This window comes from Limibacillus sp. (assembly GCA_037379885.1).
GTDB lineage: Bacteria > Pseudomonadota > Alphaproteobacteria > Kiloniellales > CECT-8803 > JARRJC01.
Genome location: JARRJC010000026.1, coordinates 18,509 through 40,584, shown reverse-complemented (window position 1 = coordinate 40,584; position 22,076 = coordinate 18,509). Strand labels below are relative to the sequence as shown.

General features: G+C 68.0%; 18 protein-coding genes and 1 pseudogene. 14 read left to right on the top strand and 5 right to left on the bottom strand.

Going from position 1 to position 22,076, the window contains the following annotated elements:
* Positions 1-143: 143 nt before the first annotated feature.
* From rpsA to P8X75_09515, 12 genes and pseudogenes are all read left to right on the top strand, one after another.
* A complete protein-coding gene (gene rpsA, locus P8X75_09570) occupies positions 144-1,982 on the top strand; it encodes a 30S ribosomal protein S1 (GenBank protein MEJ1995443.1) in 1,839 nt (612 codons plus the stop codon).
* Between the two features lie 299 nt (positions 1,983-2,281).
* On the top strand, positions 2,282-2,563 hold the full coding sequence (gene ihfB / locus P8X75_09565) for an integration host factor subunit beta (GenBank protein ID MEJ1995442.1): 282 nt from the start codon (positions 2,282-2,284) through the stop codon (positions 2,561-2,563).
* Positions 2,564-2,666: 103 nt separating this feature from the next.
* Positions 2,667-3,026, top strand: coding sequence for a LapA family protein (locus P8X75_09560; GenBank protein ID MEJ1995441.1), 360 nt, complete (start codon positions 2,667-2,669; stop codon positions 3,024-3,026).
* Positions 3,027-3,057: 31 nt separating this feature from the next.
* Positions 3,058-3,993, top strand: a complete 936-nt coding sequence (locus tag P8X75_09555; GenBank protein MEJ1995440.1) for an ornithine cyclodeaminase — start codon at positions 3,058-3,060, stop codon at positions 3,991-3,993.
* Between the two features lie 24 nt (positions 3,994-4,017).
* Positions 4,018-4,740 carry an orotidine-5'-phosphate decarboxylase gene (gene pyrF / locus P8X75_09550; GenBank protein MEJ1995439.1) on the top strand — a complete coding sequence of 241 codons (723 nt, stop codon included), beginning with the start codon at positions 4,018-4,020 and terminating at the stop codon, positions 4,738-4,740.
* Positions 4,737-5,579 carry a hypothetical protein gene (locus P8X75_09545; GenBank protein MEJ1995438.1) on the top strand — a complete coding sequence of 281 codons (843 nt, stop codon included), beginning with the start codon at positions 4,737-4,739 and terminating at the stop codon, positions 5,577-5,579. The genes pyrF and P8X75_09545 overlap by 4 nt, the downstream gene beginning before the upstream one ends.
* 166 nt (positions 5,580-5,745) lie before the next feature.
* Positions 5,746-6,525, top strand: a complete 780-nt coding sequence (locus tag P8X75_09540; protein MEJ1995437.1) for a hypothetical protein — start codon at positions 5,746-5,748, stop codon at positions 6,523-6,525.
* A gap of 83 nt (positions 6,526-6,608) precedes the next feature.
* Complete coding sequence (locus P8X75_09535) at positions 6,609-7,256, top strand: phosphoribosylanthranilate isomerase (GenBank protein MEJ1995436.1); 648 nt, start codon at positions 6,609-6,611, stop codon at positions 7,254-7,256.
* Positions 7,257-7,355: 99 nt separating this feature from the next.
* Positions 7,356-8,576, top strand: a complete 1,221-nt coding sequence (trpB, locus tag P8X75_09530) for a tryptophan synthase subunit beta (GenBank protein ID MEJ1995435.1) — start codon at positions 7,356-7,358, stop codon at positions 8,574-8,576.
* A 6-nt stretch (positions 8,577-8,582) separates the two neighbouring features.
* Positions 8,583-9,437 (top strand): tryptophan synthase subunit alpha, encoded by an 855-nt coding sequence (gene trpA, locus P8X75_09525; protein MEJ1995434.1) that lies wholly within the window; start codon positions 8,583-8,585, stop codon positions 9,435-9,437.
* Positions 9,438-9,470: 33 nt separating this feature from the next.
* Positions 9,471-10,460: an acetyl-CoA carboxylase, carboxyltransferase subunit beta gene (accD, locus tag P8X75_09520; GenBank protein MEJ1995433.1), complete on the top strand. Its 990-nt coding sequence runs from the start codon at positions 9,471-9,473 to the stop codon at positions 10,458-10,460.
* A gap of 10 nt (positions 10,461-10,470) precedes the next feature.
* Positions 10,471-11,656: pseudogene (locus P8X75_09515) on the top strand (Mur ligase family protein).
* 85 nt (positions 11,657-11,741) lie between these two features.
* Here P8X75_09515 and trxA read toward each other — a convergent pair.
* From trxA to tsaE, 5 genes are all read right to left on the bottom strand, one after another.
* Positions 11,742-12,062 carry a thioredoxin TrxA gene (gene trxA, locus P8X75_09510; GenBank protein ID MEJ1995432.1) on the bottom strand — a complete coding sequence of 107 codons (321 nt, stop codon included), beginning with the start codon at positions 12,060-12,062 and terminating at the stop codon, positions 11,742-11,744.
* A 107-nt stretch (positions 12,063-12,169) separates the two neighbouring features.
* Positions 12,170-15,694 carry a double-strand break repair helicase AddA gene (gene addA / locus P8X75_09505; protein ID MEJ1995431.1) on the bottom strand — a complete coding sequence of 1,175 codons (3,525 nt, stop codon included), beginning with the start codon at positions 15,692-15,694 and terminating at the stop codon, positions 12,170-12,172.
* Positions 15,691-18,699 (bottom strand): double-strand break repair protein AddB, encoded by a 3,009-nt coding sequence (gene addB, locus P8X75_09500; protein MEJ1995430.1) that lies wholly within the window; start codon positions 18,697-18,699, stop codon positions 15,691-15,693. The genes addA and addB overlap by 4 nt, the downstream gene beginning before the upstream one ends.
* A complete protein-coding gene (locus P8X75_09495; GenBank protein MEJ1995429.1) occupies positions 18,696-19,475 on the bottom strand; it encodes a nucleotidyltransferase family protein in 780 nt (259 codons plus the stop codon). Before P8X75_09495 ends, addB begins: the two co-directional genes overlap by 4 nt.
* Positions 19,476-19,521: 46 nt before the next feature.
* Complete coding sequence (gene tsaE, locus P8X75_09490) at positions 19,522-20,043, bottom strand: tRNA (adenosine(37)-N6)-threonylcarbamoyltransferase complex ATPase subunit type 1 TsaE (GenBank protein ID MEJ1995428.1); 522 nt, start codon at positions 20,041-20,043, stop codon at positions 19,522-19,524.
* A gap of 148 nt (positions 20,044-20,191) precedes the next feature.
* Between tsaE and P8X75_09485 the strand changes: the two genes are divergently transcribed.
* Positions 20,192-21,232, top strand: coding sequence for an NAD(P)/FAD-dependent oxidoreductase (locus P8X75_09485; GenBank protein ID MEJ1995427.1), 1,041 nt, complete (start codon positions 20,192-20,194; stop codon positions 21,230-21,232).
* Positions 21,232-22,074, top strand: a complete 843-nt coding sequence (locus P8X75_09480) for an SDR family NAD(P)-dependent oxidoreductase (protein MEJ1995426.1) — start codon at positions 21,232-21,234, stop codon at positions 22,072-22,074. The genes P8X75_09485 and P8X75_09480 overlap by 1 nt, the downstream gene beginning before the upstream one ends.
* Positions 22,075-22,076: the final 2 nt, after the last annotated feature.

Here is a 22,076-nt window from a genome sequence, read left to right as displayed (position 1 = left end):
GGCTCCTTAACCTCTAGCGTTGACTGTTCGATTAACGCCCGGGGCCGATCGAAGACGAGAAGATCGACGAACCTTGGGAAGACCGCCGGTAAACCGGCTGGCCCGGATAGCGACGAATAAGCGAAGAGGACGATCCTTTACCCATGGCTACAGCCACCCCCCAGAAAGAAGATTTCGAAGCGCTCCTCGAAGAGAGCCTCGGCCAGTCCGAGCGTCTCGAAGGCAGCGTCCTGAAAGGCACCGTGATCGCCATCGAAGGCGACGAGGTGCTGGTTGACGTCGGCCTCAAGTCCGAAGGCCGCGTCGCCCTGAAAGAGTTTTCCTCCCCCGGCAAGCCCGCCGAGCTGAAGGCCGGCGACGAGGTCGAGGTCTATCTCGAGCGCATGGAGAACCGCTCCGGCGAGGCCATGCTGAGCCGCGAGAAGGCCCGCCGCGAGGAGTCCTGGAACGAGCTGGAGAAGGCCTTCGAGGCCGGCGAGCGGGTCACCGGCGCCATCTTCGGCCGCGTCAAGGGCGGCTTCACCGTCGACCTGGGCGGCGCCGTGGCCTTCCTGCCCGGCAGCCAGGTGGACATCCGCCCGGTGCGCGACGTGGGCCCGCTGATGGGCACCCCGCAGCCCTTCCAGATCCTGAAGATGGACCGCAGCCGCGGCAACATCGTGGTGTCCCGCCGCGCGGTTCTGGAAGAGACCCGCGCCGAGCAGCGCGCCGAGGTCATCGAGAACCTCAAGGAGGGCCAGGTGCTCCAGGGCGTGGTGAAGAACATCACCGACTACGGCGCCTTCGTGGACCTGGGCGGCGTCGACGGCCTGCTGCACGTCACCGATATTTCCTGGAAGCGCATCAACCACCCGAGCGAGGCGCTTTCCATCGGCCAGACCGTGGACGTCCAGGTCATCCGCTTCAACGCCGAGACCCAGCGCATCTCCCTGGGCATGAAGCAGCTTGAGGCCGACCCCTGGGAGGGCGTGGCCGCCAAGTATCCGGTCGGCGCCAAGTTCATCGGCCGCGTCACCAACATCACCGACTACGGCGCCTTCGTGGAGCTGGAAGCCGGGATCGAGGGCCTGGTCCACGTCTCCGAGATGAGCTGGACCAAGAAGAACATCCACCCGGGCAAGATCGTCTCCACCTCTCAGGAGGTCGAGGTCATGGTGCTGGACGTGGACGAGCAGAAGCGCCGCATCTCGCTCGGCCTGAAGCAGACCATGGAGAACCCCTGGGACGGCTTCCAGGCCAACTATGGCCCGGGCAGCGAGCTGGAAGGCGAGATCAAGAACATCACCGAGTTCGGCCTTTTCGTGGGTCTGCCCGGCGATATCGACGGCATGGTTCACCTGTCCGATCTGGACTGGAACCGTTCCGGCGAGGAGGCCATCCAGGACTTCAACAAGGGCGACATGGTGAAGGTCAAGGTGCTGGACGTCGACGTCGAGAAGGAGCGCATCTCGCTTGGCATCAAGCAGCTGGCCGACGATCCCTTCGCCGCCGCGATCGCGGGCGTCAAGAAGGGCGACGTCGTCACCTGCACCATCACCGAGGTGAACGACAACGGCATCGAGGTGGCGATCACGGACGGGGCCACCGGCTTCATCCGCAAGGCCGATCTCTCCCGCGAGCGCTCCGAGCAGCGCCCGGACCGCTTCGCCGTGGGCGAGAAGGTTGACGCCAAGGTCACCAACGTGGACCGGAAGTCGCGCAAGCTGAGCCTGTCGATCAAGGCCCGCGAGATCGAGGAAGAAAAGGAAGCGATGGAGAACTACGGCTCCAGCGATTCCGGCGCTTCGCTCGGCGACATCCTGGGCGCGGCCCTGTCTCAGGCCAAGGAAGGCGCTGAGGAAAAGGGCGAAGAGAAGCCCAAGGCCAAGAAGGCTCCCGCCAAGGCCACCAAGACCGCCAAAGCCAAGAAGACCGAGGACAAGGCTGAGGACGCGGCTGAAGAGAAGGCCGAAGAGGCCTCCGACGACGCCGAGGAGAAGTAAGCTCTCTCCCGCCGCTGGCGGGTCAGCATGAGCCGATAAGAGGGCCCGGTGTTCGACGCCGGGCCCTTTTCTTTGATGAAGTATTTAGAATGCCGCCAAAAAAACGTGGCAATATAAGCACTTAGTCTTGACTGTGCGCCGCGCCTCTGGCAGCGTCATCGGCCTTGGGAGGATGCCAGGGGCTCTTTGAGCCGGTCAGGGCGCTCTTTCGGAAGGCAAGAATACAAAGAAACGTGGGTCGGTCACCGAACGGGAGCGGAGACCGGGCTCGAGAGCAGGGTAGGGGAGACTCGTCCAAGATGACAAAGTCCGAATTGATACAGCGCATCGCTGAAATCAATCCGCATCTCTATCACCGTGACGTCGAGCGCATCGTGAACACGATCTTCGATGAGATCACGACCGCCTTGTCGCGGGGCGACCGCGTCGAATTGCGCGGCTTCGGGGCCTTTTCGGTCAAGCAGCGGGACGCGCGCATCGGGCGCAATCCGCGCACCGGCGAGAAGGTCGAGGTCGAGGAGAAGGTCGTTCCCTACTTCAAGACCGGGAAGCAGTTGCGCGAACGCCTGAACGACGAGTAGGCCGGCGCCCGCCTGCCGCCTCTACCCAAATTCCAGACCGCCTGCTAGCCTGAGCCAACGCGAGTGATCGCGCCTCATTCCTTGCAAGAGAGGGTCCGGCCCCGTGAAGCATCTTTCCTGGATCATCACCCTGCCGATCACCATCGTCGCGGTGGTTTTCGCACTGTCGAACCGCCAACCCGTCGTGATCGACATCTGGCCGCTGGAGTTGAGCCTGACGGCGCCGCTCTATCTGGTGCTGCTGCTGGCCGCGCTGGTCGGATTCATCCTGGGCGGCATCGCCATGTGGTTCACCGCCGGACGAAGCCGAAAGCGCGCCCGCGAGGCGGCGGCCAAACTGCGGGAGATGGAAGGCCAGATCGCAAACCTGAAGCGCAGCGAGCAGCTGCGCAGCGCCGCCAACGATAGCGTGGCGCAAGGGCCCGGCGGGGGCCAGGCGCGCCTGACCAGCGCGCGCGGCTAGCTGCCGTCCGGACGGTCCGCTCCGCCTCGCCATGCGCATCCTTGCCGCCTCCGATGTCGCCGGAGCCCTTGACCTGGAATCGACGGTCGAGCGCCTGCGCCAGGCTTGGCGCGGGCAGGAGGTGCAGCCCGGCCCCCTGGACCTCGACCTGCCGACCCTCGATGGACCCGGCGCAAGGCTCTCGCTCCTGCCCGCCTGGCAGCTTGGGCGCTTCGTCGGCCTGCGCATCACGACGGCCTTTCCCGGCAACGAGGAACGCGACACCCCCGTGGAGATGAGCAGCTACCTGCTGCTGGACGGGCGCAGCGGACAGCCGGTGGCGCTGATCGACGGCGCGCTTCTGGTGCGCAGGCGCGCGGCCGCGACCTCGGCGCTGGCGGCCGGCTATCTCGCGCGACCGGATTCCGAACGCCTCTTGATGATCGGAGCCGGGGCCATGGCCGGCCATCTGATCGAAGCCCACGCCAAGGTCCGCCCGATCTGCAACGTCTTGATCTGGAGCCGCAACGCCGGGCGGGCCAAGCGCCTCGCCAAGCGCCTGGACCGGCGCGATTTCCGCGTGGCGGCGACGGAGGACCTGGGCGAGGCGGTGCGCGGCGCGCACATCATCTGCTCGGCGACCCGCAGCCCCGACCCCCTGATCGAAGGGGCATGGCTTCAGGAAGGACAGCACCTCGACCTGGTGGGCTCCACGAGACTCGAGGTCTCCGAGTGCGACGCCGCCACCCTGCGGCGCGCGCGGCTGTTCGTGGACTCGCGGGAAGAGACGCCCCACCGCTCGGGCGAGCTCGCCGCTGCGCTGGCGGCGGGTGCGATTCAGCCAGAGGACATCGCCGCCGACCTCTTCGAGCTGACGCGCGGCGAGCGGGCGGGACGGCGCTATTATGACCAGATCACGCTTTTTAAATCGGTCGGACTCGGCCTTGCCGATTTGGCTGCGGCCCAACTTGTGCTACAGCGGCGCTAACCGAAAGCAAAGGAGCAGCGCCCCATGTCCGATCCATCGCCCCGAGAGCGCATCCTGGTTGCGCTCGACACCCAGGACTTGAGCCGCGCCGCCGCGCTCGCCAAGGATCTGCGCGGGTTGGTCGGGGGCATGAAGATCGGCAAGGAGTTCTTCACCGCCAACGGCCCGGACGGGGTGCGCGCCGCGGTGAGCGGCCAGCCGCTCTTCCTCGACCTGAAGTTCCACGATATTCCCAACACGGTGGCGGGCGCGATCCGCGCGGCCTGTCACTTGCACCCCATGATCGTCAACGTCCATGCCGCGGGCGGACGGGCCATGATGGAGGCCGCCGCCGAGGCCGCGCGCGAAGCGGCGGAGGACCTGGAAGTCGAACGGCCGCTGGTCATCGCCGTCACGCTGATGACGAGCCTGGACGAGGCGGACCTGAAGGAGGTCGGGATCCAGGGGCCGATGGAGGAACGCGTGGTCGCCCTGGCGCGGCTCGCGCAGGACTGCGGGCTCGACGGCGTGGTCTGCTCCGCGCGGGAGATCAAGGCCCTGCGCGCGGCTTGCGGTGAGACCTTCACGCTGGTGGTGCCGGGCATCCGTCCGGCCTGGGCCGCAAGCGGCGACCAGAAGCGCGTGATGACCCCGGCGCAGGCCGTCGCCGAAGGCGCCGACTATCTGGTGATCGGCAGGCCCATCACCGGCGCCGACAACCCCGCCGCCGCCGCCAAACGCATCATCGAGGAGTTGGATAGCGCGTGAGCGACCCCCATAACCCCGAGGACCCCCAGGACAGGCAGATTGGCGGCCAGCAGGGCGGCGGCGCCTCTTCCGGACCGCCGCCGGGCCCGGTGCGCGATCTGGCGGTCGGCCCAACGGTTCGGGACGTCTTTCTGGCGATCTTCGGCAATCTGCCCGCGTTGCTGCGCCTGATGGCGCTGCCTGCGGCCCTTCAAGCGGGCATCACGCTGATCGTGATGAGCGGCATCGAGAGCGGCGAGATCACCATGCAGGACCTTGCCTCCTTCCTGATCCCGCTGCTGCTTTTCTCCATGCTGCCCATGGCGGTCTTCGGATATGGCTGGCTGCGCTACCTGCTGCTGGGCGCCGGGGGCGCGCCGCTTCTCTGGCCGCGTGAGATCAAGGCCGTGATGAAGCTCTTTTTCAGCCTGCTCGGCATCCTGATCGTGTCCAGTCTCGCCGGTGCGCTGGCCTCCAACCTCGGGATCATGGTCCTGGGGCTGCCCACGGGAGGGCCGGCGAGCCTCGCTCAGTTCCTGCCCATCGCCCTCATCAGTCTCGGCGTCTCGCTCTGGCTGCTGCTGCGTCTGGGCCTCGTGCTGCCCGCCCGGGCGCTGCAGGAGAGCTACAGCCTGCGCCATTCCTGGAACCAGACCAAAGGCCAGAGCATGGCGCTGCTGCTGGCCGCCATCGCAACCCTGCCGCCGGTCTACATCGTCTCGGTCTTCCTTTCGAGCCTCACCGGCGGGGTGGCGGGCGTGATCCTCTCCGCCATCGGCATCCTGCTGGTCCAGGCCGCGTTCTTCGCGCTGCTGGCCAGCGCCTTCCGCCAGATCAGCGGCTGGGTCCCGCCCAACTGACAGGTCCGGGCCGACAAAATAAGACAAAAATGACGCTCCCTCCCGCCTGAAGCCGCTTTAAGCTGCGCAGGAACATATATCGAACATCATGGCTGTGCTCAAAGGCGCAAGTCGACCGAAAGGGCAGTAGGGTCAAAGGGCAGCGGGATCAAAGGGCGGTGGGATCATGGTGACGGCGCAGGACGAGCAACCTTCGGCGCATCAGGAAAACCTCCAGGATGTCTTGGGCGACTCGCTCAAGATCGCCTTCAAGAACTGGAAGGCGATGTTGGGGTTTGGTTTGCCCCTTTCCCTGGTGGCTATGTTCGCGGTCTTCCTGCTTTGGAAGGCGGACGTCGGCGTCGATCCCTTTCTTTACGGCTATCAAGTGATAGAGGTGATCGCGGTCGCGCTCTTCGCGGCGCTTTGGGTGCCCTGGTTGGAGCAGTCACTGGAGATCCGGCGCTGGCCGCGGCCCTTCGCGGTAACCTTCCTATGGGCGGTCGCGGGCACAATCCTGATCAGCGTGGTCGCGGGCGTGGTCATCGCTGCGAGCGAGGCTTTGATCACGGGCCCGCTCGGGTTGGAGATCACCTCTATCGGCTCGATCGCCATCCTCAAGCTCGCCAGCGCACTGGCGTACTCCCTGACCGGAGCCCTCTTTGCGGGATGGTTGGTGGTAGGGAGCAAGATGCCGGTCTTCGGGGCGCTCGGGGGAGCGCTCAAGCGTCAGTTCCATTTCTTCGCCATCTGCGCCCTGCTGACGATCGCCAGCTCGATCATGGGCGGCCTTGCGGGGGCGGCCATCGGCGCCATCCTCGGTTTCCTGACCGGGTACGGCCTTTGGGAGCAGACCATCGTGGAGTTCCTCGCCAAGATGATCTTCCACGCCTTCCTGCTGGCCTTCTCCCTCATGGCGCTGCACCAGGTTTATCCCGCGTTTCAGGAAGAGCCTCATGCCGGGTGAGTCGGGGAAGAAGGCTTCCGGCCTCAAATAAGAGACGACGCTCGCACTAGACGGCGCCGCGCGGCTGCATTACCTAAGGCGCTATGGCGATCGAGGTGAAAATCTGCGGGCTGTCGGACGAGCAAGGCGTCTCCGCCGCTTTGGCGGGCGGGGCGGACTTGCTTGGTTTCGTCTTCTATCCGCCGAGTCCGCGCTACGTCGCGCCGGCGAGCGCCGCGGCGCTCTGCCGCTATGCGGGCGAGCGGGCGCTGCGCGTCGGGCTCTTCGTCGATCCCAGCGACGACCTGCTGTCCTCGATCCTGGCGGCGGCGCCGCTCGACATGGTGCAGCTGCATGGCAAGGAGACGCCGCAACGCGTGGCGGAGATCCGGGAGCGCTTCGGCCACCCGGTGATGAAGGCCCTGCCGGTCGCAGAGGCCGCAGACCTGGAGGCCGCCGACAAGTACCTTCCGGTGGCCGACCGCCTGCTGTTCGACGCCAAGCCGCCCAAGGGCATGAAGGACGCCCTGCCGGGCGGCAACGCCCTTTCCTTCGACTGGAAGATCCTGGCCGGGCGCGACTGGAAGCGGCCCTGGATGCTGGCGGGCGGCCTCTCGCCCGACAACCTAGCCGAGGCGGTGAAGATTTCGGGCGCACGGCGGGTCGATGTCTCCTCCGGCGTCGAGTCCAAGCCCGGCAAGAAGGACCCGGAGCGCATCAAGGCGCTGCTCGCCATCGCCAAGGGCCTCTAAGCCAAGGCAAAAACGCGCGGGCGGCAGTTGCCCCGGACTGCGTCTTGGGGCAGAGTGCGCGGCGCTTTCAATCAGGCACGAAACTGCGGGACAAAGAGCATGGCCAAGCCGCTCAACAGCTACAGAACCGGCCCCGACGAGCAGGGGCATTTCGGCATCTTCGGCGGACGCTACGTCGCCGAAACCCTGATGCCCTTGATCCTGGAGGTCGAGAAGGCCTACGCCGACGCCAAGGCCGACCCGGATTTCTGGACCGAGTTCGACTACTACCTGAAGCACTACGTGGGCCGCCCGAGCCCGCTCTACTACGCCGCGCGCCTGACCGAGGAGCTGGGCGGCGCGAAGATCTACTTCAAGCGCGACGAGCTGAACCACACCGGCGCGCACAAGATCAACAACTGCCTGGGCCAGATCCTGCTGGCCAAGCGCATGGGCAAGAAGCGCATCATCGCCGAGACCGGCGCGGGCCAGCACGGCGTGGCCACGGCCACGGTCTGCGCGCGCTTCAACCTGCCCTGCGTGGTCTACATGGGCGAAGAGGACATCCGCCGCCAGAAGCCTAACGTCTTCCGCATGAAGCTGCTGGGCGCCGAGGTGATTCCCGTGACCTCCGGCACCGGCACCCTCAAGGACTCCATGAACGAGGCGCTGCGCGACTGGGTCGCCAACGTCGAGGACACCTTCTACATCATCGGCACGGTGGCGGGCCCGCACCCCTATCCGGCCATGGTGCGCGATTTCCAGTCCGTGATCGGGACCGAGACCCGCTGGCAGCTGGAAGAGCAGGAAGGCGAAGGCCGCCTGCCCGATTCCCTGGTGGCCGCCATCGGCGGCGGCTCCAACGCCATGGGGCTCTTCCACCCCTTCCTGGACGAGCCGGACATCGAGATCTACGGCGTCGAGGCCGCGGGCTTCGGGATCGAGACCGGCAAGCACGCCGCCTCGCTGACCGGCGGGCGTCCCGGCGTGCTGCACGGCAACCGCACCTACCTGTTGCAGACCGAGGACGGCCAGATCATCGACGCGCACTCCATCTCGGCGGGTCTCGACTACCCCGGCATCGGGCCGGAGCACGCCTGGCTGCACGAGAGCGGTCGGGTGAAATATGTCTCCGTCACCGACGACGAGGCACTGGAGGCCTTCAAGCTCTGCACCCGCACCGAGGGGATCATCCCGGCGCTGGAGCCCTCGCACGCGCTGTCGGTGGTCAGCAAGATCGCGCCCGAGAAGCCGGCCGACCACATCATGGTGATGAACCTCTGCGGGCGCGGCGACAAGGACATCTTCGCCGTCGCCGAAAAACTCGGCATGGAGATGTGATCCGCCATGAACGCGCGCCTTTCCGATTCCGGACGCCTCGAGAAACGCTTCGCCGCCCTGAAGGCCGAAGGGCGCGGCGGCCTCGTCACCTTCATGACCGCGGGCGACCCGGACCTGGAAACCTCCTTTGAGATCCTGGCGGGCCTGCCCAAGGCGGGCGCCGACGTGATCGAGATCGGCATGCCCTTCTCCGACCCCATGGCCGACGGCCCGGCGATCCAGGCCGCGGGCCTGCGCGCGCTCAAGGGCGGCATGACGCTCACCAAGACGCTTGCGCTGGTGCGCCGCTTCCGCGAGACCGACGCCGAGACCCCGGTGATCCTGATGGGCTACTACAACCCGATCTACTCCTACGGCAACGACCGCTTCCTGAAGGACGCGCGCGAGGCCGGGGTGGACGGGCTGATCGTGGTCGACCTGCCGCCCGAAGAGGACGACGAGCTCTGCATCCCGGCGCTCAACGCCGGGCTCAACTTCATCCGCCTGGCGACGCCCACCACCGACGACAAGCGCCTGCCCAAGGTGCTGAGCAACACCTCCGGTTTCGTCTACTACGTCTCCATCATGGGCATCACCGGCACCCGTTCGGCGGCGGAGGCGGATATCGAGGCCGCGGTCGCACGCCTGAAGCAGCACACCGATCTGCCGATCGCCGTGGGCTTCGGCATCAAGACGCCCGAGCAGGCCGGGGCCGTGTCCCAGGCCGCCGACGCCGCCGTGGTCGGCTCCGCCCTGGTCGCCAGGATCGCGGAGCACCTGGACGAGAACAACAAGGCGCAACCCGGCCTGACCCAGGCTGTGCTAGACTTCGTCGCCGAGTTGGCCGGGGGCGTCAGGGGCGCCCGCAGCGGCGCGGCTTGACGCAACAGTCCGAGGGGAACTAAGCAGAACGCCATGAACTGGATCGCAAACTACGTTCGCCCGAAAATCCGCGGCCTGATGAAGAGCCGCGATGTCCCCGACAACCTCTGGGACAAGTGCCCGGCCTGCGGCCAGATGATCTTCGCGCGCGAGCTGGAGAAGAACCTGCGCGTCTGCACCCACTGCGACCATCACCTGCGGCTCGGCGTGAAGCAGCGCTTCGAGCTGCTGTTCGACGAGGGCAAGTACACCAAGGTGGAACTGCCGAAGTCCGTCGTGGACCCGCTCAAGTTCCGCGACCGCAAGCGCTACAGCGACCGCCTGAAGGAAGCCCAGAGCAAGGTCGGCGGACAGGACGCCATCCAGGTCGCCCACGGTTCCATGGGCGGGCACCCGGTGGTGATCGCCTGTTTCGACTTCTCCTTCATGGGCGGCTCCATGGGCATCGCGGTTGGCGAAGGCCTGCTGGCCGCCGCCAAGCTGGCGGTCTTGCAGAACGCCTCCCTCATCGCCGTTCCGGCCTCGGGCGGCGCGCGCATGCAGGAGGGCATCCTCTCCCTCATGCAGATGCCGCGCAGCACCATCGCGGTGGACATGGTGAAGGAAGCCGGGCTTCCCTACATCGTTCTGCTGACCGATCCCACCACCGGCGGCGTCTCCGCCTCCTTCGCCATGCTGGGCGACATCTCCGTTTCCGAGCCGGGCGCGATCATCGGCTTTGCCGGCCGCCGCGTCATCGAGGAGACCATCCGCGAGCAGCTTCCGCCCGACTTCCAGACGGCGGAATACCTGCTGGAGCATGGCATGGTGGACATGGTGGTGGACCGCCGCGAGCTGCGCGACCGGCTCTGCCAGGTCATCGACCTGCTGCGCCGCCCCGGCCCCGCCGCCAAGATCCTGACCATGGATAAGAAGCGCGAGGAGAAGGCCGCCAAGGCCGCCGAGGCGGAAAAGAAGGCCGAGGCCAAGAGCGAGAAGTCCGAGGACAAGGCCGGAAAGCCGGAGCCCAAGCCCGAGAAGTGAGCCCCCTGGCATGACCCGCGGTCCCGCCGCGCCCAGAAGCGACGCCATTCTGGAGCGGCTGCTTAGCCTCCACCCCAAGATCATCGACCTGTCGCTCGGCCGTCTGGAGCGGCTGCTCGCGCGCCTCGGGAACCCCGAGACGCGGCTGGCCCCCGTGGTCCACGTCGCGGGCACCAACGGCAAGGGCTCGACCGTCGCCTACCTGCGCGCCATGGCCGAGGCGGCGGGCCTGCGCGTCCAGGTCTACTCCTCGCCCCATCTGGTGCGCTTTCACGAGCGCATCCGGCTTTCCGGCGGCCTGATCTCCGAGCCCGAGCTTTCCCGGCTTCTGGAGGTCTGCGAGGAGGCGAACGGGGGCGAGCCCATCACCTTCTTCGAGATCACCACGGCCGCCGCCTTCCTCGCCTTCGCGAGCGAGGAGGCCGACCTGCTGCTGCTGGAGGTCGGCCTGGGCGGGCGGCTGGACGCCACCAACGTGATCGGCGAGCCGGCCTTGTCGGTGATCACGCCGGTCTCCCTCGACCATCAGCAGTACCTGGGCGATACGCTGGAGCAGATCGCCTTCGAAAAGGCCGGGATCATCAAGGCCGGCAGGCCCGTCGTCATCGGCCCGCAGCAGCCCGCCGCCCGGGCGGTGATGCTGCGCCAGGCGGAGAACCTCTCCGCGCCGACCATCGTGGAGGGCCGCGACTATCACTGCGCCGAGGCGGCGGGCGGCGGCGCGCTGTCCTTTACCTGGCGGGACGAGCCGCCGAGGCCCGAGCCGGTGCCCAACCTCTACGGGCGGCACCAGAGCGAGAACGCCGGCATGGCGCTGGCCGCCGCCGAAGTGCTGGCCGGGGCTGGATTCGCCATCCCGCGCGAGGCCATGAGCCAGGGCCTGACCCGCGCCTACTGGCCGGGGCGCATGCAGAAGCTGGAAGCGGGCCGCCTCTGCGACCTGCTGCCCGAAGGCTGGGAGCTCTGGCTCGACGGCGGCCATAACGAGAGCGCGGGCGAGGCGCTGGCGAGAAGCCTCGGCGCCTGGCGCGAGAAGCCGCTGCATCTGGTCTATGGGATGCTGAACACCAAGAACGAGCGTCAAGGCCGCCCTCACCGAGCTGACCCGCAGCGAATCGCCCAAAGGCCCCGCCCGCATCCTAATCTGCGGCTCCCTCTATCTCGCCGGGAAGGTGTTGGGGGAGAACGAGGGGTAGGCCCTGTTAGTTCCTGAATGAAAAAACCCCGCGCCAGTTTCCCGGCGCGGGGTTTTTCGTCTCAGTCCCCTGGTGGGGGAGGGCGTTACATGTTCTGTTCGACCCACTCCATCAGCTGCTGCTTGGGCAGCGCGCCGACCTTGGTGGCGGCGACCTGGCCGTCCTTGAAGAGCATCAGGGTCGGGATGCCGCGCACGCCGTACTTCTGGGGCGTCTGCGGGTTCTCGTCGATGTTCAGCTTGGCGATGGTGACCTTGCCTTCCTTCTCGGAGGCGATCTCCTCCAGGGCCGGGCCGATCGACTTGCAGGGGCCGCACCACTCGGCCCAGAAGTCGACGACAACGGGGCCGGAGGCCTTGAGGACATCGGCGTCGAAGCTGCCGTCGGTGACTTTCGTCGTGGTCATCAGCGTTTCCCTCTTGGTCCTTCGTTAAAAAAACGGCCGCCGGTCTGGCGGGGCCGAAAGGTTCTTTTCACGTTCCCCTGACATATAGAAACGCCCCCCCGGAAGCGTCAAGGTGAATGCGCGTCCAAGGTCCTTTCACTGATCTGCATCAATCGCGGCGCTTCGGTCCAGAGCAGGTAGCAGGTGACCGGCCGGTCCGGGTAGATCGCCCGCAGAAGCGCGCGGTAGCTGGCCATCTGGCTCAGGTAGACCTCCGGCACCTCCGCCTCCGTCTCGGGCGCGGGGCGGTTGGTCTTGTAGTCGATGATCTTGATCTCCTCCGGCGTCACCAGAAGACGGTCGACCTGGCCGGAAACGCTGCGGGTCCCGATCACGCCGCCGACCGGTGCCTCGGCGCGGCTGCCCGGGCCGAAGAGTCCGGCCAGCTCCGGCGCGCGCAGAACGCCCAGCGTCTCCGTCGTCAGGTCCGCGGCCTGCGCGGCGGAAAGCCCGTGGACCCGCTGGCCGAGGAAGCGCGCCGCCGCCGCCGCCCAGTCCGCCTCCGGCAGGTCCGGCAGGGTCTGGAGCAGACGGTGGACGAGGTTGCCGCGCTTGAAGCGCCAGGCCTGCTCCTCGCCCAGCGGCGAGAGGCTGGCGGGCTCCGGCGCGCTGGGGCGCGAGGGCTGAAGCGGCTTCGTGGGCGTCGGCTCGACCGGCGCTTCGCCGGAGCGCGCCCAATCCGGAAGCGGGTCGAGGGCCGCCCCGGCCGCCGCCTTCTCCTTCTTCTTGACCGGCTCGCTCTGCGGGCAGGAGAGGCGGCGCGCGGAGAGGGTCACGCCCTGGCGCGGGGCCTCCACCTCGATCTCCTCGATGGTGGCGCCCGATTCCGCCAAACGCTCGAAGCCCTGCTGGACATGGCTGTACCAGGCCTCCTCCAGGTCGTCGCGCTCGCCGCGCCAGCCGCAGACGATCAGGCGGTCCTCGGCGCGGGTCATGGCGACATAGAGCAGGCGGCGGCGCTCCTCGGCCTCCCGCTCCTCCATCGCGCGGGCCGTCTCACCGGCCAGCGCGCTGCGTTCGCCCTTGGCGAGCGGGAAGAGCGGCAGCGCGGGGCCGCCCTGGCCGCCCTCCTCCGGGTCTTCGGTCCAGAGCATCTCCCGCGCGGTGCGCTTTGCGCCCAGGGTGTCGGGCAGGATCACCATGGGCGCCTGCAGGCCCTTGGCGGCGTGGGCCGTCATGATCCGCACGGCGTTGGCGCCCTGTTCCAGGTCGCGCTTCACCTGCCGGTCGTCCTGCGCCAACCAGTGCAGGAAACCCTGAAGGCTGGGCGGGTGCAGCCGCGCATGCTCCTGCGCCAGGGACAGGAACTCGTCCAGCGGGTCCTCCGCCTCCGGCCCCAGGCGCGCCAGCATGCGCTGACGCCCGCCCTCGGCCCCCAGGATGCGGCCATAGAACTGATAGGCGCTCTCGAAGCCCTCGCGGTTGTGCTCGGCCTCCAGGAAGCGCCAGGCGGCGGCGAAGGAGGGTTTGCTGGCGCTCTTGCGGCGCAGGCGCTCCCACAGGCTCGCGCCCTTGCGGTCGTAGGCCAGCTCGAACAGCTCGTCTTCCTCCAGGCCGATCAGCGGGCTTTTCAGCACGGCGGCCAGGGTCAGATCGTCTTCGGGCAGCAGCAGCACCTGACCCAGCGCCACCAGATCCATGATGGCGAGCTGATCCATCAGCTTCATGCGGTCGACGCCGGTCACCGGCACCTCGAGCGCCTTCAGCTCGCGCACCAGTTCCGTCACGAAGGCGTTGCGGCGGCGGACCAGCACCATGATGTCGCCGGGCCTGAGGCGGCGCTCCTGCGAGCGAAGCTGGGATTCCGGGTCCTGCGCGCCCGCCGGGTCCGAGGTCATGCGCCAGATGCGCTCGGCCAGGACCGCGGCCAGGGTCCGGCGGGGCTTCTCGGCCTCGAACTGCTGCCTGGCGGGCTCCCAAAGGTTGTGCTGTTCCTTCTCCTCCTCCGGGTCGATGGTCTGCCAGAGGTCCACGCTGCCGGCGTCGCCCTTGCGGAAGGCCGCATGCTCCTGCCAGTCCTCGTCGAAGACCACGCCCTTGTGCTTTTCCGGCGGGGCGAAGACCGCATCGACGGCCTGCAGCACGGCGCGCGTCGAGCGGAAGGACATGTTGAGCGGCACCCGGATCAGGTCCACCCCGGCGGCGTCGGCCAGCTTCTTGTACTGCTCGCGCTTCTTGGCGAAGAGGTCGGGGCGCGCGCCCTGAAAGCCATAGATCGACTGCTTGGGATCGCCCACGGTAAAGAGGCTGCGCTTGGGCAGCTCGGGGCTGCGCCGCTCCTCGGCGGCGGACTCGCCTTCGAAGAACTCGGTCACCAGCGCGCCGATGATGTCCCACTGCTCCGGGCTGGTGTCCTGCGCCTCGTCGACCAGCAGATGGTCGAGGCCGCCATCCAGCTTGTAGAGCACCCAGGACGGCAGGCCCGGCGACGACAGCAGCTTCTGCGCCTTGGCGATCTGGTCGTCGAAGTCGAGCGCGGCCGCCGCCGCCTTCAGCCGCTCGTAAGCGTCCAGCGTGTGATAGGCCATGCGCAGCAGGCCGATGGAAAGCCGCGCCTCCAGGGCCGCGAAGTAGCGCTGGCGTTCGGCGATGAGGCGTTCGGCTTCGGCCCCCAGGATCTCTTCGATCTCCGGACGGTCCCTCTTGATCTGCGCCGAGGGGGAGCGCTTCTGGCGTTCGCCCTTGGCCGTCAGGAAGCCGTTGGAATAGGTGAGGAAGTCGTCCAGCGCCCAGGCCGCCTTGGCGAGACCGGCGCGGATCAGGGCCGCGTTCGCCTTGTCCGTGTCGTTGCTCTCCGCCAGCACCCCGGCGGCCATGAGCAGGTCGCCTTCGCGCGCCTCGCCCATTTCCCGCGCGCGGGCGGCGATCGACTCCGGGCGGACCTTCGGCGGCAGGTCCAGGCGCTGATAGAGCGCCTCCTCGGCGAAATCGAGCGTACCCAGGCGCTCCACGCCGCTGCGCAGGCGGCCGTGCGCGGCGATAAGCTGATTGACCAGCTTGGCGAAATCGGCATCGCCGATGTAACTCACCAGATCGGGCAGCGCCTCGGCCAGCGCGCGCTGAGAGGCCACGTTCGCCAGTACGTCCTCGCGCGCCTCGCGCAGTTTCTCCAGCGCGCTGTTCTCGTCCAGCGTCTCGAAGTTCGGCGTCACGCCCGCCTCCAGGGGAAAGCGCGCCAGCACCGATTGGCAGAAGGAGTGGATCGTCTGGATCTTGAGGCCGCCCGGCGCGTCCAGCATCTTGGCGAAGAGGCTGCGCGCCGCGGAGCGCCGCTCTTCGCTCGGATCGTCCTCGCCCAGGAGCTCTTTCAGCTGCTTATCGAGCGCGGCGTCGCTGAGCGCCGTCCACTCGGCGAGCCGCTCGGCGATGCGCCGCTCCATCTCCGCCGCGGCGGCCTTGGTGAAGGTGAGGCAGAGGATGCGGGTCGGGTCGCCCTCGGCCAGCAGGAGACGCAGCACCCGGTCGCTCAGGACCCGGGTCTTGCCGCTGCCCGCCGAGGCGCCGACCCAAGCGGAGTACCTCGGGTCGGCGGCGAGACGCTGGTTCTCGACCGTGCGGCGGTAGTCCTCGTTGAGGGGCTCGGTGGCGCTCACGGTGTCCAGGCCTCCTCCACATCGCCCGCCCACTCCTTGATGCGGGCGAGGTGCGCATAGTCGTTGTAGCGCAGCGCGTGGGTCGGGCGCGGATAGGCGCGGAAAGGCTCCTTCGGGTCCAGGAAGTGGGCGATGAGACCGGTGAGGCCCGCGAGTTGCTCGTCGATCTCCGCGGCGCTCAACTCGATGCTGATCTCGGCGCCCGCCTTACGCAGTCCGGAGAGCTGCCAATAGACCAGCGCCGCCACCTCCCCGCCGGGCTCCAGCCCCTCGAACCCGCCGGCGCGCAGCATGGCGGCTTCCAGGACGAGCTGAGGGGCGCGCCCATCCTTCACCTCCGCCGCCGAGGGGACGCCGCCCGTCTTGTAGTCGAGCACCCGGTAGCCGCCGCCCACCAACCGCTCCAGCCGGTCGGCCTTGCCGAAGAGCTCGAAGTCCTCCAGGCCCGGCAGCTTCATCCTGCCCCAGCGCTCGGCATAGATCGTGGCGATCTCCTCGCGGCGCGCGCGCTCTGCCGACAGGACCCAATCGGCGATCCGCGCCAGACGCGGCGCCCAGAGGACACCCTGGCTGGGCCGCCGGTCCAGCCTGCTGCTGAGATCGGCGAAGGCATCGCGCAGCGCCTCATCGGCCTCCGCCGGAAGGACGTCGGGAAAGGCCTTGCAGAAGTTCTCCAGCACGTCATGCACGCCGGTGCCGCGCTCGGCTGCGGTGACGTCCGCTTCCAGCGGGTCGAGCGCCTTCAGCTTCAGCACGTTCTTGGCATAGAAGGCATAGGGGTCGCGCTGCAGCCGCTCGACATCCGTGACCGAGGCGCGCTTCGGCCGGGCGGCGGCGGGCGGACAGGGCTCAGGGGCGGCGCAGGGCTGCGGCGCGCCCTCCGGCTGGTCCAGGCTGCGCGCCCAGTGCTTCCACTGCGCGGCCTTCTCCTCCAGCAGGTTCGCGGGCGCGCCCACGGCCTGCAGAAAGGCGTTGAGGCGCAGCAGCCAGCGGGCGGGGACGCTGGGCGTGCCCTCCACGCGATCCGCGCGGGTCATCAGCACCTCGCCCGCGCCCAGCGCCTGCGCGAAGTCATGGGCCGACAGTCCGATCTTGCGTTCGGGCAGCGGCAGGCCGAAGCGTTCGGCCATGGGCCGGCTCATCCAGGGGCTGGGCTGCGTTTCCTTGGGCCAGGCGCCCTCGTTGAGCCCGCCCAGGATCATCAGGTCGGCGCGCTCCAGCCGGGCCTCGACCGTGCCCCAGATGAAGAGCCGCGGGTGGAGCGCGTAGGGACGCCGCACGCTCTCTTCCTCCAGCAGACCGTCGAAGAGATCGGCGTAGGCGCCGACCCGGACCTCTGGGTGCTGGCCCGCGCCCTCCATCAAGCCGCGCAGCAGCTTCGCCGACTGGTCGCCGTCCTCGCCGCGCCAGAGCCGGGCTGCGCCCGGCGTGTCGCCGCTTGAGGCCAGATCCTCGGCAAGACGCAGATGCAGCTCCAGAAGCACCGAAAGCGGCTGCTTCTGGTAGTGCTCCAGAACCGCCGGGCGCAGGAGCTTCGCCAGCTCCTCGAACCAGGGAACGAGGCGGTCCAGCGCCTCCTTGTCGGCCCCCTCCCGCGCGTCCTTACGCGCGTCTTCCAGAAGCGCGCGCAAGGTCGGTAGGTCGGGTTTCGGCGCGGGACCGCGCAGGACCAGACGCTCGAAGTCGCGCAGCCGCAGCCTGAACTCTCCCTCGGCGCTGCCGCCGCGCACCAGCGGGTGCTTCAAGGCGGCCAAAAGATTGAGGGCGCTGGGCCCTTCCGACAGCAGGCGCGCGACGAGGCGCAGGTAGCCGCCGACAGCGGTGTCCTTCAGCGGCACGCCGCCGGAATCATCTATCTCGATACCCCAGCGCCGCAGCTCGACCGCCACGCGCTGTGCGAGGTTCCGGTCAGGGGTCACCAGGGCGCCGGTCTTGCCTGAGGTCTCAAGGGTCTGGCGCAGCGCAAGGGCGATCACCGTCGCCTCTTCCTGCTCGCTGGCGCAGTCGATGCGCGCGACCGATTCGAAGGCCGCCGTCACCTGCCCGGCGGGAAAGCGGAAGGCCCGCTCCATCCAACGCGCGGTCTGCGGAGCGGGCCGCAGCGCTTCGGCCACGATCCGCCGCCTTGCCGCCAAGGGGCCGTCGGATTCCGGCAGCCAGGGTTTCACCTTGCGGCGCTCCAGCCCCATCTCCTTCAACAGCAGCGCCATGCCGAACTGCGGATGGCTCTGGTCGGCGGCGATGGCCTCCCACGCGTCCTCGTCGGCCTCCAGGTCGAGATTGGGCAGGATCACCTCGCCCTGCGGCAGCCCCGCCACCACGGCGATCAGCTTGCGGGGCGCGGGCATGGAGCCGGTCGTGCCCGCGGCGATCACCGGAAAGGCGGGCGGCGAGCGGCGCCAGGCCTCGGCCTGCCATTCGATCAGCAGGCGTTCGCGCCGCGCCTTGGAGGCGACACCGCGTTCGCGCTCCAGGGCGGGCCAGGCTCCGGTGACGATCTCTAGGAAGGTCAGGGTTTTCTGCCAATGTTCGGAGAACTCCTCGGGCACCAGGTCTTCGAGCTTGTCGAAGCTCAGCCCCTCTCGTTCCACCTGATCCAGCAGGCGGGCCAGTTCGCGGGCAAGGCGCAGGTTATGGGCGGGAGAGGCCTCGCCCTCGACCTTCAGCCGCCATTGTTCGACCAGGGTGGAGAGAATGAAGAGCCGTTCGTGCTGGTCGATGGCCTCGGGCAGGGCCGCTCCGGCCTCATCGGGCAGGGCGAGCGGGTCGCTCAGCAGAAGCTCTTCTTCCTCGGTGTCGCCGGTCGCCAGCATGCGCGGCAGGAGCAGCGGGCGGCCGTTGCTCTGGCGCAAGAAGGCCTCGCGCAGCCCCCGGCAGGCGCGCCGGTTGGGCAGCAGGATGAGGTGGCCGGCCAGATACTGCGGATCGTCGCCTGCACGCTTGCAGAGCTCCCCCGCCAGCGTATCGGCGAAGGGCAGCTCGCTGGGCAGGGTGAAGACCTTCATCGCTGGACCGTGTGGAATTCCATGTGGTGAAGCTGCGCCTCGGCGCGCTTCAGGTCGGGCGGCGTTCCGATGTGGAACCACTCGCCGTCATGGCGCAAGCCATAGAGCCGCTCGGCCTCCTGCGCCCGGTCGAAGATCACGTTCATGGAGAAGGGGCCGTCCGGCGTGTTCTCGAAGACCTCCGGCTTGACGATCTGGACCCCGGCGAAGACGAAGGGCGAGACTTGGCGTTCCCTGCGCCGCAGCAGGCGGCCCAGCTGGTCCATCATGAAGTCGCCCGGCCCGTTGTAGCCGATGGCGTAGGCGGTCGGATGCAACAGCAAGAGCAGGTCCATCGCCTCCGCGTCCCACTTGGTCGCCATGCGCGAGAGCGCGGACCTGAGCCCGTTCAACCAGAGGACATCTCCATTGATCAGGAAGAAGGGCTCCGCCCCCAGCAGCGGCAGCGCCTTCTTGGCCCCGCCGCCGGTCTCCAGTATCTCTTCCCGCTCCCAGGAGAAGACGACCTCGATGTCCGTCCTTTTGGAAAGCTGCGCTTCGAGCTGCTCGCCCAGGTAATGGAGGTTGACCACCGCCTCTTCCACGCCCGCCTCGACCAGCCGGTCCAGGATACGGTCGACCAGCGAACGGCCGCGCAGCGCCAGGAGCGGCTTGGGCGTGCTATCGGTCAGCGGCCGCATGCGCTTTCCCAGGCCCGCGCAGAGCACCATGGCCTTCTTCGGAAGCCCGGCGACGGGCTGCTGTGCTTCGGGGGAATCGGTCGTCTTTCCGGTCATCGTGGGGCCGTCTCGCTCTCAACGCTGTTTTCTTTTCTATCCTGGATCATCTTGCCGCCGTCAGACCGGCCTCGGCAAGGCGTGCGGGCCAGGGGTCGGGCCCCTCCAGGCGTACGTGCCTGGAATCCTCGGCAATCTCCATGCGTACGGACAAGGCATGCTCCGGCAGAAGGGGGCCGAGGCGTTCGGGCCACTCGATCAGGGAGATGGCCTCGGCGAAGGCCTCCTCCAGGCCCAGTTCCCAGCAGTCTTCGGGGCGTTCCAGTCGGTAGAGGTCGATGTGCCAGACCGGGCCCGCTGCGCGTTCGTAGGTCTGAACAAGCGTGAAGCTGGGACTCGGCACCTCCTCCGGCCCGCGGGTCCCGTCCGGGTGCGGCAAGGCGTTCAGCAGGGCGCGGGCGAAGGCCGTTTTCCCCGCCCCCAGATCGCCCCTCAGCGCCAGGATGTCTCCGGGCCTCAGCAGCGGCGCCAAGGCCGCAGCCAGCGCCGCCGTCTCGGCCTCGCCGGTGCAGCGGTAGACGCCGTTCACTTCAGGGGGTGGGACAGGGCGTGGCGACTGGGGTTCCATGCCTCGCCTTTTACCCCCGCCGCCCGCGCCGCCGCAACGGCGGAGCGCCCCAGGCCCAGCCTTGCCAAGGCCGCTCCGCGACGCCATCTTTAGCCCCGCCCGCAGAACACACGGCCCCACGAAGACGCAACGGAAGGACCGGACCGACATGGCCGCAAGCCCGCAGGAAACCGAGGTCGCCATCATCGGCGCCGGCCCGGTCGGCCTCTTCGCCGTCTTCGAGTTGGGCATGCTGGGCATCAAGGCCCAGGTCATCGACGCGTTGGACGCCGTCGGCGGCCAGTGCACCGCGCTCTATCCCGAGAAACCGATCTACGACATTCCCGGCATGCCCGAGGTCATGGCCGCCGACCTTGTCGCCCACTTGAAGCAGCAGGCCGCCCCTTTCGAGCCGCTCTATCACCTGGGCCAGCGGGTGGAGAAGCTGGAGCGGCGGGACGATGGCCGCTGGGCGCTGGTCACCTCCAAAGGCACGGAGATTCTGGCCCAAGCCGTGATCGTGGCGGCGGGCGTGGGCGCCTTCGGCCCGCACCGCCCACCGATCGAGGGCATCGAGGACTATGAGGAGAGCGGCGCGGTCCGCTACATGGTGACGCGGCGCGAGGACTTCCGTGGCAAGCGCGTGGTGATCGCGGGCGGCGGCGATTCCGCGCTCGACTGGACCCTTTCGCTTGCCGGGGTGGCTGAGAAGATCTTCGTCATTCACCGGCGCGACAAGTTTCGCGGCGCCCCCGATTCCGTCGCCAAGCTGCGCGCGCTGGCCGAGGAGGGAAGCCTCGTCGAACTGGTGGTTCCCTATCAGCTCCACGGGCTGGAAGGGACGGATGGCAAGCTGGAGGCCGTCATCGCCCAGTCCCTGAAAGGCGAGCAACGCCGCCTTGAGGCCGACCATCTTCTGCCCTTTTTCGGGCTTTCCATGAACCTGGGGCCGATCGCCGACTGGGGCCTGAACCTGGAGAAGAACCACGTGGCGACCACGCCCGCCACCTGCGCGACCAGCGCGCCCGGCATCTACGCCATCGGTGACATCGCGACCTACGAAGGCAAGCTGAAGCTGATCCTCTGCGGTTTCTCGGAAGCCGCCATGACGGCTCATGCGATCCGCAAGCAACTGCACCCCGACGAGGAGCTTCATTGGGAGTATTCGACCACCAGCGGCGTGCCCGGCTCCGACCAGGGGGCCGCTTGATGGCGGGCGGCGGCCGCGTCCTCTTGATCACCGGCTGTTCCTCGGGCATCGGGCTGGAGGCCGCACGCACCATGAAGGCGCGGGGCTGGAAGGTCCTGGCCACCTGCCGCAAGCCCGCGGACTGCGAGCGGCTGCGCGACGAAGGCCTGATCTCCTTTCCCCTCGACTACGAAGACGGCGCGTCCATCAAGGCGGGTTTCCAGCAGGCCCTCGAAGAGGGCGGCGGGCGCATCGACGCGCTCTTCAACAACGGCGCCTATGGCATTCCGGGCCTGATCGAAGACCTGCCGGGCGGCGCGCTCCGCGCGATCTTCGAGGCGAACTTCTTCGGCTGGCACGAGCTGACCCGCCTCGTCCTGCCGGTGATGCTAAAGCAGGGTTCGGGACGCATCGTCCAGAATTCTTCCATCCTGGGATTCGCCGCCATGAAGTACCGCGGCGCCTATAACTCGACGAAGTTCGCGGTCGAGGGCTACAGCGACACCCTGCGCCTGGAGCTGCGCGGCAGCGGGATCGAGGTCTGCCTCATCGAGCCCGGCCCCATCGACACGCTGATCCGCCAGAACTCCTACCCCCACTTCGAGAAGTGGATCGACTGGAAGGGCGCACGCAACCGGGCCTTCTACGAAAAGCAGATGATCCCACGACTGACGGCTGAGGAGGTCCCCACCCCCTTCGAGTTGCAGCCGGAAGCAGTGGTCAAGAAGCTGATCCACGCCCTGGAGTCGCCGAGACCGAGGGCGCGCTACTACGTGACGGTCCCGACCCACGTTTTCGGGACGCTGAAACGGCTGGTCCCGACCCGCTGGCTCGACTGGCTCTCGATCAAGGCCATCGATTGAGC

Bases quoted from the DNA above. Each gene is read 5' to 3' on its own strand.
- rpsA (MEJ1995443.1), top strand. From the start codon at position 144: ATGGCTACAGCCACCCCCCAGAAAGAAGATTTCGAAGCGCTCCTCGAA.
- ihfB (MEJ1995442.1), top strand. From the start codon at position 2,282: ATGACAAAGTCCGAATTGATACAGCGCATCGCTGAAATCAATCCGCAT.
- P8X75_09555 (MEJ1995440.1), top strand. From the start codon at position 3,058: ATGCGCATCCTTGCCGCCTCCGATGTCGCCGGAGCCCTTGACCTGGAA.
- pyrF (MEJ1995439.1), top strand. From the start codon at position 4,018: ATGTCCGATCCATCGCCCCGAGAGCGCATCCTGGTTGCGCTCGACACC.
- P8X75_09540 (MEJ1995437.1), top strand. From the start codon at position 5,746: ATGGTGACGGCGCAGGACGAGCAACCTTCGGCGCATCAGGAAAACCTC.
- P8X75_09535 (MEJ1995436.1), top strand. From the start codon at position 6,609: ATGGCGATCGAGGTGAAAATCTGCGGGCTGTCGGACGAGCAAGGCGTC.
- trpB (MEJ1995435.1), top strand. From the start codon at position 7,356: ATGGCCAAGCCGCTCAACAGCTACAGAACCGGCCCCGACGAGCAGGGG.
- trpA (MEJ1995434.1), top strand. From the start codon at position 8,583: ATGAACGCGCGCCTTTCCGATTCCGGACGCCTCGAGAAACGCTTCGCC.
- accD (MEJ1995433.1), top strand. From the start codon at position 9,471: ATGAACTGGATCGCAAACTACGTTCGCCCGAAAATCCGCGGCCTGATG.
- trxA (MEJ1995432.1), bottom strand. From the start codon at position 12,062: ATGACCACGACGAAAGTCACCGACGGCAGCTTCGACGCCGATGTCCTC.
- addB (MEJ1995430.1), bottom strand. From the start codon at position 18,699: ATGAAGGTCTTCACCCTGCCCAGCGAGCTGCCCTTCGCCGATACGCTG.
- P8X75_09495 (MEJ1995429.1), bottom strand. From the start codon at position 19,475: ATGACCGGAAAGACGACCGATTCCCCCGAAGCACAGCAGCCCGTCGCC.
- tsaE (MEJ1995428.1), bottom strand. From the start codon at position 20,043: ATGGAACCCCAGTCGCCACGCCCTGTCCCACCCCCTGAAGTGAACGGC.
- P8X75_09485 (MEJ1995427.1), top strand. From the start codon at position 20,192: ATGGCCGCAAGCCCGCAGGAAACCGAGGTCGCCATCATCGGCGCCGGC.
- P8X75_09480 (MEJ1995426.1), top strand. From the start codon at position 21,232: ATGGCGGGCGGCGGCCGCGTCCTCTTGATCACCGGCTGTTCCTCGGGC.